Source organism: Sphaerotilus microaerophilus (assembly GCF_023734135.1).
Taxonomy (GTDB): domain Bacteria; phylum Pseudomonadota; class Gammaproteobacteria; order Burkholderiales; family Burkholderiaceae_C; genus Sphaerotilus; species Sphaerotilus microaerophilus.
On record NZ_AP025730.1, the window covers coordinates 3,411,680 to 3,423,709 of the forward strand.

The 12,030-nt window shown below is 73.8% G+C and carries 5 protein-coding genes; all 5 read left to right on the top strand.

Going from position 1 to position 12,030, the window contains the following annotated elements:
- Positions 1–64 precede the first annotated feature (64 nt).
- The gene (gene putA, locus NGK70_RS14725; RefSeq protein ID WP_251969275.1) at positions 65–3,901 is read left to right on the top strand and encodes a trifunctional transcriptional regulator/proline dehydrogenase/L-glutamate gamma-semialdehyde dehydrogenase; all 3,837 of its coding nucleotides are present in this window, start codon (positions 65–67) and stop codon (positions 3,899–3,901) included.
- A gap of 223 nt (positions 3,902–4,124) precedes the next feature.
- Positions 4,125–6,296 (top strand): putative bifunctional diguanylate cyclase/phosphodiesterase, encoded by a 2,172-nt coding sequence (locus tag NGK70_RS14730; RefSeq protein ID WP_251969276.1) that lies wholly within the window; start codon positions 4,125–4,127, stop codon positions 6,294–6,296.
- Between the two features lie 10 nt (positions 6,297–6,306).
- Entirely contained in the window at positions 6,307–8,346 is a 2,040-nt protein-coding gene (locus NGK70_RS14735; RefSeq protein ID WP_251969277.1) for a TonB-dependent receptor plug domain-containing protein, read from the top strand.
- Between the two features lie 21 nt (positions 8,347–8,367).
- Positions 8,368–8,922, top strand: a complete 555-nt coding sequence (locus tag NGK70_RS14740; RefSeq protein WP_251969278.1) for a YfiR family protein — start codon at positions 8,368–8,370, stop codon at positions 8,920–8,922.
- A 79-nt stretch (positions 8,923–9,001) separates the two neighbouring features.
- Positions 9,002–12,013 carry a hybrid sensor histidine kinase/response regulator gene (locus tag NGK70_RS14745; RefSeq protein WP_251969279.1) on the top strand — a complete coding sequence of 1,004 codons (3,012 nt, stop codon included), beginning with the start codon at positions 9,002–9,004 and terminating at the stop codon, positions 12,011–12,013.
- The last annotated feature ends 17 nt before the right edge of the window (positions 12,014–12,030 follow it).

The following is a 12,030-nucleotide window of genomic DNA, read 5'->3' on the forward strand; positions in this document are numbered from 1 at the left end:
CCGGACACCCCAGATGATGGCGCCTTCGCCACGCCGTTGATCTGCCCCGCCTGCCCCGCCTGCCATGACCACTCCTTCGCCCCTGCGCCCGCCCTGCGCCACCCCGTTCGCGGACTTCACGCCCCTGCCTCTGCGTGAAGCCCGCCGCGCCGCCATCACCGCCGCCACGCGCCTGCCCGAGCCGCAGGCGCTGCCGCCGCTGCTGGAGCGCGCCCGGCTGGCACCGGCGCAGGCCGAGGCGGCCAACACGCTGGCGCGCCAGCTGGCGCAGCAGTTGCGCGAGCGCAGTGCCGAGCGCGGCCGCGCCGGCCTGGTGCAGGACCTGCTGCAGGAGTTCTCCCTCTCCTCGCAGGAGGGCGTGGCGCTGATGTGCCTGGCCGAGGCGCTGCTGCGCATCCCCGACGCACCCACCCGCGACGCGCTGATCCGCGACAAGATCGGCGCCGGCCAGTGGCAGCAGCACCTGGGCCGCAGCCGCTCGCTGTTCGTCAACGCCGCCGCCTGGGGCCTGCTCATCACCGGCCGGCTGGTGGCCACGCACAGTGAGCAGGGCCTGGGCGCCGCGCTCACCCGCCTGAGCGCGCACGGCGGCGAGCCGCTGATCCGCAAGGGGCTGGACATGGCGATGCGGCTGATGGGCGAGCAGTTCGTCACCGGCCAGACCATCGCCGAGGCGCTCGAGCGGGCTGCCACGCGCGAGGCACAGGGGTTCCGCTACTCCTACGACATGCTTGGCGAGGCGGCGCTGACGGCTGCGGACGCCGAGCGCTACCGCCAGGCCTACGAGCAGGCCATCCACGCCATCGGCCAGGCCAGCGCCGGGCGCGGGCCGGTGGCCGGGCCGGGCATCTCGATCAAGCTCTCCGCCCTGCATCCGCGCTACAGCCGCGCCCAGCAGGCGCGCGTGATGGCCGAGCTCCACCCGGTGCTGCTCAAGCTGGCTGCGCTGGCGCGGCGCTACGACATCGGCCTGAACATCGACGCCGAGGAGGCCGACCGGCTCGAACTCTCGCTCGACCTGCTGGAGCGGCTCTGCCACGACCGCACGCTGGCGGGCTGGAACGGCCTGGGCTTCGTCGTGCAGGCCTACCAGAAGCGCTGCCCGGCGGTGATCGAGCACCTCATCGCCCTGGCGCGCGCCAGTGGCCACCGGCTGATGGTGCGCCTCGTCAAGGGCGCCTACTGGGACAGCGAAATCAAGCGCGCCCAGCTCGACGGCCAGGCCGGCTACCCCGTCTACACCCGCAAGGCCTACACCGACGTGGCCTACCTGGCCTGCGCGCGTGCCCTGCTGGCGGCGCCCGACGCCATCTACCCCCAGTTCGCCACCCACAACGCGCACTCGCTGGCGGCGATCCACGCGATGGCCGACCCGGCCATCTGGTTCCCCGGCCAGTACGAGTTCCAGTGCCTGCACGGCATGGGCGAGCCGCTGTACGAGCAGGTGGTCGGCGCCGCACGCCTCGACCGGCCCTGCCGGGTCTACGCCCCGGTGGGTACGCACGAGACCCTGCTGGCCTACCTGGTGCGCCGGCTGCTGGAGAACGGCGCCAACACCTCTTTCGTCAACCGCATCGCCGACCCCGGCCTGCCGCTCGACGAGCTGCTGCGCGACCCGGTGGTGCAGGTCGAGGCGCTGGCCGCACATGAAGGCACCGTGGGTGCGCCGCACCCGGCCATCCCGCTGCCGATCGACCTGTACGGCGCTGCGCGCCGCAACTCGAACGGCCTGGACCTGGCCGACGAGCAGCAGCTTGCCAGCCTGGCCGGCGAGCTGGCCGAGGCAGCCCGGCTGCCCCAGCAGGCCGCGCCGATGCTGGCCGATGCGGACGCGGTCGAGGATGGGAGCACTGAGCCCGTCCTCAACCCGGCCGACGCCGAGGACCTCGTCGGCGAGGTCCGCGAGGCCAGCCACGCCGAGGTGGACGCGGCCGTGCGCGACGCCGTCGCCTTCGCCCCCACCTGGGCCGCCACCGCGCCGCACTCGCGCGCCACGCTGCTGGAAGCCGTGGCCGACCGGCTCGAAGCCGATACCCCGGCGTTGCTCGCCCTGCTGGTGCGCGAAGCCGGCAAGACCTGCGCCAACGCCATCGCCGAAATTCGCGAGGCGGTGGACTTCCTGCGCTACGACGCCGCGCAGGTGCGGCGGGACTTCGACAACGCCAGCCACCAGGCGTTGGGCGCGGTGGTCTGCATCAGCCCCTGGAACTTCCCGCTGGCGATCTTCACCGGCCAGATCGCTGCTGCGCTGGCCGCTGGCAACACCGTGCTGGCCAAGCCGGCCGAGCAGACGCCGCTGATCGCCGCCACGGCGGTGCGGGCCTTCTGGGCCGCCGGCATCCCGCGTGCGGCGCTGCAGCTGCTGCCGGGGCGGGGCGAGACGGTGGGCGACCGGCTGGTGCGCGACGAGCGCGTGCAGGGCGTGGTCTTCACCGGCAGCACCGAGGTGGCCCGGCTGCTGCAGCGCCGCCTCGCCGGCCGGCTGGACCGCCACGGCCAGCCGCTGCCGCTGATTGCCGAGACCGGCGGGCAGAACGCCATGATCGTCGACTCCTCCGCACTGCCCGAGCAGGTGGTGGCCGACGTGATCGCCTCCGCCTTCGACAGCGCCGGCCAGCGCTGCTCGGCCCTGCGCGTGCTCTGCCTGCAGGCCGACATCGCCGATCGCACCCTGGCGATGCTGCACGGCGCGCTGGCCGAGTTGCGCCTGGGCCGCCCCGACACGCTGGCGGTGGACGTGGGCCCGGTGATCGACGCCGAGGCGCGCGCGGGCATCGAGCGCCACATCGAGGCGCTGCGCGAGCGTGGGCGGCGCGTGACGCGCTGGCAGCCCCGGGCGCCGGACCACGAAGCGGCCCGGCAGGCGCTGCAGCGCGGCCACTTCGTCGCACCCACCGTCATCGAGCTGGACCACCTGGGCGAGCTGCAGCGCGAGGTCTTCGGCCCCGTGCTGCACGTGCTGCGCTACCAGCGCGCCGACCTGCCGGCGCTGATCGAGCAGATCCACGCCACCGGCTACGGCCTGACGCTGGGCCTGCACACCCGCATCGACGAGACCATCGCGCAGGTGAGCGAGGCGGCGCGCGTGGGCAACCTGTACGTCAACCGCAACATGGTCGGCGCGGTGGTCGGGCTGCAGCCCTTCGGCGGCGAGGGCCTGTCGGGCACCGGCCCCAAGGCCGGCGGGCCGCTCTACCTCTACCGCCTGCTGGCGCGCCGGCCGGACGACGTGCTGGCGCGCGCGCTGGGATTCGTCGACGCGATGAACGGCGGCCCCGCCACGCCGCCGGGTGACACCCCTCGAAGCATGGCGACCCGAAGCACAGCGCCCCGCCCGGCCCTGGCCACGCTCCGCGACTGGGCGGCCCGCCAGGGTGATGCCACGTTGCGCCAGGCCTGCGACGACCTGGCGCGACGCAGCGAAGCCCTGGGGGCCGACGGCGCCAGCCGCGAACTGCGCGGCCCCACCGGCGAGCGCAACCGCTGGCAGCTGCGGCCGCGCGAGGCGGTGCTCTGCCTGGCGGGGAGCGACGCCGACCGCCTGCGACAGCTTGCCGCCGCTCTGGCGGTGGGCAGCCGCGCCGTCTGGCCGGCGTCGGCCAGCCCGCTGCGTGAGCGCCTGCCCACCGAGCTGCGCAGCGCCGTCACCCTGTGCGCCGACTGGACGGCCGAGCCAGCGCGCGCCACCTTCGACGCCGTGCTCCACCACGGCGACGCCGTGTCACTGCGCACCGTCTGCCGCCAGCTGGCCGAGCGGCCGGGGCCGATCGTCGGCGTCACCGCCCTGGCGCCGGGCGATGCGGCCGTGCCGCTGGAGCGCCTGCTGCTGGAACGCTCGCTGAGCGTCAACACCGCCGCCGCCGGTGGCAACGCCAGCCTGATGACGCTGGACGCGGTCTGATGCCGTCCATACAGCGCTCAGCTGGCGTCCAGGCCTCGCTCACACATCGCTGACCGCTCAAGCTGGCGGGCGGGCTGCCGAAGAAGCAGCCATTGCGACCCTCCGGCACACCCGCAAGGTGTCCGGGCCCCACTGCCGCCATGCCAGCCCACCGCCGTACGACCTGCCGCCCGCCCTGCGTCCCCGGAGCCGTGCGCGGCCCGCACTGAACCGCCGCCGCGCCATGGGAGCCAAGTTCAGCGCACCGACCGGGCGGCGCCCCCAGCTGCTGCTGGTTGACGACGACGCCCTGCTGCGCAGCATGGCGCTGCGCACCCTGCGCCACGCCGGTTTCGACGTCACCGAGGCCGACAGCGGCGAGGCGGCACTGGCGAGCTTTGCCGCATCGCCCAGCGAGCTCGTGCTGCTCGACGTGATGATGGAGGGCATCGACGGCTTCGAGACCTGCCGGCGCCTGCGCCAGCTGCCCGCCGGTGCCGAGGTGCCGGTGCTGATGCTCACGGGGCTGGACGACACCGGGTCGATCGAGCAGGCCTACCAGGCGGGCGCGACCGACTTCATCACCAAGCCGATCCACTGGGGGCTGTTGTCGCACCGCATCCGCTACGCGCTGCGCAGCGCCGAGGCCCGCGTGGTCCAGGAGCGCAGCCGCGTCAGCCTGCTGCGCGCCCAGCGGCTGGCGCACATGGGCAACTGGGAGTTCGATGGCGAGGGCCACATGGCCTGCTCCGAGGAGCTGGCGCACATCTTCGGTGCCCCCGAAGATGCGATGCAGTGCGCCTCGCCGGAGGACTTCCTCGCCCGCGTCGCGTCGGCGGACCGCGAGCGCGTGGCGCGTGCGCGCTCGGCGGCGGCGTTCGAGGGTATCCCCTACCAACTGACCTTCACGATCGAACGCTTCGACGGGGCGCGGCGCACCGTTTCCGAGCACGCCGCGCCGCTGCGCGATGCACTGGGCCGCCTGGTGGGCGTGGAAGGCATCACGCAGGACATCACCGAGCGCATCGAGGCCGAGCGCCAGGTACGCCAGCTGGCGCTCTACGACGGCCTGACCGGCCTGCCCAACCGCCAGTTCTTCCTGGAGATGGTGGACAGCGCGCTGCAGCGCCACGGCGCGGGCCGGGCCAACGCGGGCCTGTGCGCCGTGCTGCACCTGGACCTGGTGCAGTTCCGCAGCATCAACGACGCCCTGGGACGCGACGGCGGCGACCGCGTGCTGCGCGTGGTGGCCGAGCGCCTGCAGGCCGGCACCCGCAGCCGCGACCTCATGGCCCTCAACCAGAGCGCGCCACCCAACGCGGTGGTGGCGCGCATCGCGGCCAACGGCTTCATGCTGATGCTGGGCGACCTGGGCCAGCACGCCCACGCCGGCCAGGCCGCCGAGCGGCTGATCCGCGCAGTGGAGCGGCCGATCCTCTTCGACGGCCGGGACGTCGTGCTCACCGCGGCCATCGGCATCGCGGTGCACCCGCGCGACGGCTCCGGTGCGGCCGAACTGGCCGCCCACGCCGAGCAGGCCCTGTACGCCGCCAAGCGGGCCGGGCGCTCACAGTACCGCTACTTCGACGAGGGCCTGAACGCGGTCGCGCGCGAACGGCTGGAGCGCGAGAGCGAGCTGCGCCACGGCATCGAGCAGGGCCAGCTGCGCCTGCACTTCCAGCCCAAGGTGGACGCCACCACCCGCCGCGTCGTCGGCGTGGAGGCCCTGGTGCGCTGGCAGCACCCGCGCCTGGGGTTGGTCATGCCGGGCGACTTCATCGCGCTGGCCGAAGAGACCGGCCTGATCCAGCCGCTCACCGACTGGGTGCTGGAGGCCGCCTGCGAGGCGCTGGCGCATTGGCCGCCCGAAGTGGCCGTGTCGGTCAACATTGCCGCGCCCTCCTTTGCCGGTGCGGACCTGGGCGAACGCCTGGATGCCCTGGTGGCCCGCCATGGCCTGCAGCCTGGCCGGCTGGTGCTGGAGGTGACCGAGTCGATGCTGATGTCCGACACCACCGCCGGCATCGCCCGCCTGCACGAGCTGCGCGAGCACGGCTACCTGCTGTCGCTGGATGACTTCGGCACCGGCTACTCCTCGCTCAGCCACGTCAAGCGCTTCCCCCTGCACGAGCTGAAGATCGACCGGGCCTTCGTGCGCGACCTCTACAGCGACGGCAAGGACCGCGCCCTGGTGGCCTCCATCATCACGCTGGCGCGCCTGCTGGACCTGCAGGTGGTGGCCGAGGGCGTGGAGACCGAGCAGCAGGCCGCCATCCTCTGCGAGCTGGGCTGCACCGTGCACCAGGGCTACCTCTACGCCCGGCCGCTGCCCGAGCCGGCGCTGCTGGCCTTGCTCGGCGCTGCGCTGCCGCCGGCCGCGACACGGCCGGGGCCGCCCCCGGTCCCGCCGACCTGACACCTGACCCATGCCCCTGAACATGCACGCCACCCGGCCCCCCTTGCTCGCCCGGCCCGGCCCGGGCCACCCGGCCTGGCCACGGCTGCTGCTTGCCGCCACGCTGGGTTGGTGCGCGGCAGCGGCGACGGCCAACGTCAACCCGGCGGCCGACGGCAGCAGCGCCGACGCCGAGCTGTCCGACCTGCTCAGCACCCCTGTCTACGCCGCCTCCAAGTACACCCAGAGCGCCGCCGAGGCGCCTGCGTCCGTCACCGTGCTGACCCAGGGCGACATCCGCGCCTTCGGCTGGCGCACGCTGGGCGACGTGCTGGGCGGCGTGCGCAGCGTCTTCCTGCGCTACGACCGCAGCTACACCTACGCCGGCGTGCGTGGCCTGAGCCGCCCGGGCGACTACAGCTCGCGCCTGCTGCTGCTCATCGACGGCCAGCGCGCCAACGAGAACATCTACGACTCGGTGATGGTCGGGCGCGAATTCCCGCTCGACGTCGCCCTGATCGAGCGGATCGAGTTCATCCCGGGCGCCCTGTCGGCGCTGTACGGCTCCAACGCGGTGTTCGGCGTGATCAACGTGGTCACGCGCAGCAGCGCCAGCCTGCGCGGGCAACAAGCCAGCGTCAGCGTCGACAGCCAGGGTGGGCGCAAGCTGCAGGCCAGCCTGGGCCAGGAACTCGAACAGGGGGCGCTGCTGCTGTCCGTCACCGCCGAAAACCGCCGTGGGCGCGACCTCTACCTCAGCGAGTACGACAGCGCCGAAACCAACCACGGCATCGCCCAGGGCCTGGACGGCGAGCGCGACCGCAAGCTCTACGCCCGCTGGACCGCGGGCAACTGGTCGCTCACCGCGCTGACCTCCGAGCGCCGCAAGCAGGTCCCCAACGCCGCCTACGAGATGGTCTTCAACGACCCGGCCGCCGTGTCGATCGACCAGCTCAGCCTGCTGGGCCTGAACTGGCAGGGGCTGGACGCCCAGGGCGAGGGCTGGTCACTGCAGGCCGGCGCGGGTGAGTACCGCTACGACGACCGGGGCCGCTACCAGGCCGACGGCGCCCTGGCCGCCTACCGCAACCGCGGCCGCTGGTGGCAGCTGGAACTGCGCCGCAGTCTGCGCCTGGGCGGCTCACAGCGACTGGTCGCCGGGCTGGACCTGCAGCGCAACCTGCGCCAGGAGGCGGGCATGACGCAGCTGGAGCCCGCCCCGGCCGTGGACAGCCAGGTCAGCACCCAGGGCACGCGCGCCGGCCTGTTCGTCAACGACGAGGTCAAGCTGGCCGAGCACCTGCGGCTGGGCCTGGGCCTGCGCCTGGACCGGGGAACCGATGGCGACGTGCACAGCTCGCCGCGCGCCAGCCTGATCTGGCAGCCAGCCGCCACCCTGGTCACCAAGCTCCTGGCCGGCAGCGCCTACCGGGAACCCAACGTCTACGAGCGCCTGCCCGCCAACGGCGTCGATGACTTCATCACTGGCCTGCGGCGCGAACAGGTGCAATCCACCGAGTTGGCGGCCGATTGGCAGGCACAGGCCGGCCTGCGCCTGTCGGCTGCACTGTTCCACAACCACATCCACGACCTGATCGAGCAGGTGGCCGACGCCGACAGCGGCGAACTCGTCTACCGCAACGTCGGCCACGCCATCGCCCGCGGCCTGGAGACCGAAGCCGAGTGGATCGGTGATGCCGGCTGGCGCCTGCGCGCGAGCTGGGTGCGCCAGAGCGTGCAGGTCAACGGCAGCGCCAACGTGAGCAACGCCCCGCGCTCGCTGACCAAGCTGCACGCCACCACGCCGCTGCCCGGCTGGCCCGTGAAGCTGGGGCTGCAACTGCAGCGCGTGGGCCAGCGCCTGACGCTGGGGGGCCAGCCGCTGAACGGCGTCTGGCTCGCCAACGCCACCGCGCAGCTCGAACCGCCCGGCCAGCCCTGGTCCCTGTCGCTCAGCGTCTACAACCTGGGGGACCGCCGCTACGCCGATCCGGCCGGTCCGGAACACCTGGGAGACCGCATCGAGCAGGATGGCCGCAGTGCCAGCCTGCGCTGGCAGCTCGGCTTCTGACGGCTGGCAGCCACGCGCCCCATGTCGTCCGGCCTGCGTCACCCCCACCCTTGCGCGCCTCGCCGCGGCCTGGCGCTGCTGCTGGCGGCGCTCGCTGCGCTGTGCCTGGCCCAGTCGGCCAGCGCCCAGGCAGGCAGCGAGGCCGCGCTGAAGCTGCGGCTGGTGCTGGCGCTCAGCCGCTTCGTGCAATGGCCCGCCCCCTTCGCGGCAGACCAGCCCCTGGCGCTGTGCGTGGCCACGCGCCGCGGCGAGGTGGACCCGGTCTTTGCCGCGGCCGATGGCCAGAGCGTCGGCGCCCGCCGCGTGCGCCTGCTGAAGGCCGGCGGCAGCGAGGCCTGCGACCTGCTGTACCTGCCCAGCGGCGCCGACCAGGCCGCCGCGCTGTTGCGCGCCCAGGCCCAGCGGCCGGTGCTGACCGTCAGCGATGCCGACGGCTTCCTCACCCGCGGCGGCATGGTCGAGCTGGTGCTGGTCAACGATGCGCTGCGCTTCGATGTCAACCAGACCGCCCTGCGATCCGCCCGCCTGGGCCTGTCCAGCCAGGCGCTGCGGCTGGCCCGGCACGTGCAGGACTGACCCCGCAGCGCAGTCCCCGATCACGCAGTCCCTGATCACGCAGTCCCGAACCGCAGTGCCACCGAGCTCCGCCGCCGACATGATCTCCGCCCTGCCCGCGTGCCCGCCCGCCCCGACGGAGGCCACCGCGCCACAGCCGCTGGGCCGCCGCGCCAGGCGCTGGAGCAACCGCCCGCTCAGCCTGCGCCTGAGTGCACTGCTCGCCCTGGCCGCCAGCCTGTGCGCGCTGCTGGCCACCTCGGCCACGCTGGCGATCGGCTGGTGGTCCGCCGAGCGGCACGCCCGTGACGAAGCCGCCACCCTGGCGCGCTCGATCGCCTTTGCCTTGCACGCCCCGGTGACCTTCATGGAGGAGGCCGGGGTGCGCGACGCGATGGAGGTGCTGCGCACCGAGCACAGCGTCCAGGGCGCCTGGGTCTACGACTCCGCCGGGGTGCTGCTGTACGCCACAGGCGCCCATGAGCCAGCACTGCCCGGGGCCACGGTGGGCGGCATCACCCGGGGTTTCCTGCAGGTGAGCGAGCCGGTCGTCGGCGCCCGCAGCGCCGACCGCGGCAACGAGGTGCAGGGCCACCTCGTGATGCAGCTGTCGATGGCTCACTGGCGCGCCGACCTGCGCCAGCAGGCCCTGGCGGCGACCGGCGTGGCGCTGCTCGCGCTGGCGCTCAGCCTGCTGGCCTCGCGGCGCTTCGCCCTCAGGCTGAGCCGGCCCGTGCACCAGCTGGCCGAGGCTGCCGGCGCCATTGCCCGGGATGGCCACTTCGAGCGGCACGTCGACCCCCATCTGGCGGAGGCGGGCGGCGACGAAATCGGCCGCGCGGTGCGGGCCTTCAACCACATGATCGACGAGATCCAGCGTCGGGACGCCGCGCTGGGCAGCCTCAACGCCAGCCTGGCGCAGGAAGCCGCCGATGCCCGCGCCGCCCGCCAGGACGCCGAGGCCGCCTCCCAGGCCAAGACCCGCTTCCTCGCCAACATGAGTCATGAGCTGCGCAGCCCGCTCAACGGCGTCATTGGCGCAGCCCAGCTGCTGCAGATGCAGGGCGTCGATGCCCAGCGCCGCGAGGAGCTGGTGGAGATCATCCGGGCCAGCGGCACCAACCTGCTGGGGCTGATCGAGAGCGTGCTCGACCTCTCGCGCATCGAGGCCGGTGCGCTGCAGGTGCAGGCCGACGACTTCAACCTCCTGGAAGAGGTTGACGCGGCGGTGCTGTCCGTCGCCGCCACGGCCACCGCCAAGGGCCTGCGGCTGGCCTGCATCGTCGAGCCCGGGCTCGACGCCTGGCGCCACGGCGACGGCATGCGGGTGCGACAGCTGCTGCTCAACCTGCTCGGCAACGCGGTGAAATTCACCAGCGACGGCGAAGTCTGCCTGCGCGTGCAACCCGGCCGATCGCCCAACGAACGGCCCGACGAGATCCAGTTCGAGGTCGTCGACACCGGCGTGGGCATCCCGCCCGAGGCGCTGCCGCACATCTTCGAGCCCTTCCAGCAGGCCGATGCCTCCACCACCCGCCGCTTCGGCGGCAGCGGCCTGGGGCTGACGATCTGCCGCGAGCTGGCGCAGCACATGGGCGGGCGCATCGAGGTGGCGTCCCGCATCGGCGCGGGCTCCTGTTTCACGCTGACGCTGCCGCTGCCGTGCAGCCGCCAGACCCCTCCGGCGCCGCGGCCCCTGGGGCTGCGCGTGGCCTGGTGCGAGCCCCACCCCACCGAAGCGCGTGCCATGGAGGCCCTGCTGCTGCGCATGGGCTGCGAGGCCATCCGCTGCGACAGCCCCACTGCGCTGCGCGAGGTCATGGCCACGCCCGACCGCCACGGGGGCCTGCCCTGGCTGGTGGTGGCCGTCGACGAGGCGCGCGGCCGCGCCCTGCTGGAGGCCTGCGCCAGCTGGCTCGACCCGGCCCGGGTGATCGCCGTGGGGGCCGCGCCGGCACCGGCTGCCGGCCAGCCCGCCCACCCCGCCGTCCTGCATGGCCTGGAGCGCAAGCTGACCCGGCCACTGCTGCGCACGGCCCTGGTCAGCCGGCTCGGCTCTGCCTTTGGCGGGCCATCCGCCCTCCGGGGCCGGCCCGGCACAACCCGCCGCGCCACCCCAGCGACGGCCACCACGGAGTCCGTGGCCCTGCCCATGACCGGCCGCGTGCTGCTGGTCGAGGACGACCCGATCAACCAGTCCGTGATCCGGTCGATGATCGAACACGTCGGCTGGCGCTGCGACATCGCCGGCGATGGCCACCAGGCCCTGGCCTGGCTGCGCGAGCAGCCCTGCGACCTGGTGCTGATGGACTGGCAGATGCCCGAGCTGGACGGCCTCGAAGCCACGCGGCGCCTGCGCGCTGGCGCCGCCGGCCCCCAGGCACAGGACCTGCCCGTGATCGGCCTGACTGCCAATGCCTTCGCCGAAGACCGCGCCGCCTGCCTGGCTGCGGGCATGAACGATTTCCTCACCAAGCCGGTGCTGGCCAACCACCTGGTCGCCGTCGTGCAACGCTGGATCCGCCAGTGCACCCCGGGCGCCCCCATCGCACCGGCGCCATGGCCGCCACAGCCTGCTGCGCGCACCGCCCCTCCCCGGGGTGCCACGCCCAGCCACCCCGCCGCCGCCGTGGTGGCCGCGGCCACCTGGTCGACCGTCGCCACGCCCGACACCACGGCGGCCCCTCACAGGGAGACGCCCACGGCGCAACACCAGGCCCAGGACCACGACGCCCCGCAGGAGCCAAACCCGGCCAGGCCGGACTATGACCCCTGCGTGCTCCAGGCCCTGCCGATGGTGGCCGATGGTTCGGACCCCGGCTTTGCCACCGAGCTGCTGCAGCAATTCGACCGGCGCTGCGGCGAGCTCATCGATGCCGTGCAGCGCAGCCTCGACACGGACGACGGCGCCACGCTGCTGCGCAGCGTGCACACCCTCAAGTCCAGCGCCGCCCAGGTGGGTGCGCTGGCGCTGGCGGCCGAGGCGGCGCGCCAGGAAGCCCTGCTGCGCCAGGGCACCCGGCCTGCGCCCGACGATGCACAGCGGCTGAGCCAGCGGGCCGCCGCCTTCCGGCAGAGCGCCGGGCTGGCCGAGGCGGCCCCCGCAGGCTGACACGGTGCAGGCCGGCT

Excerpts from the sequence above, each read along its gene's own strand:
- putA (WP_251969275.1), top strand. The coding sequence starts at position 65 with ATGACCACTCCTTCGCCCCTGCGCCCGCCCTGCGCCACCCCGTTCGCG.
- NGK70_RS14730 (WP_251969276.1), top strand. The coding sequence starts at position 4,125 with ATGGGAGCCAAGTTCAGCGCACCGACCGGGCGGCGCCCCCAGCTGCTG.
- NGK70_RS14735 (WP_251969277.1), top strand. The coding sequence starts at position 6,307 with ATGCCCCTGAACATGCACGCCACCCGGCCCCCCTTGCTCGCCCGGCCC.
- NGK70_RS14740 (WP_251969278.1), top strand. The coding sequence starts at position 8,368 with ATGTCGTCCGGCCTGCGTCACCCCCACCCTTGCGCGCCTCGCCGCGGC.
- NGK70_RS14745 (WP_251969279.1), top strand. The coding sequence starts at position 9,002 with ATGATCTCCGCCCTGCCCGCGTGCCCGCCCGCCCCGACGGAGGCCACC.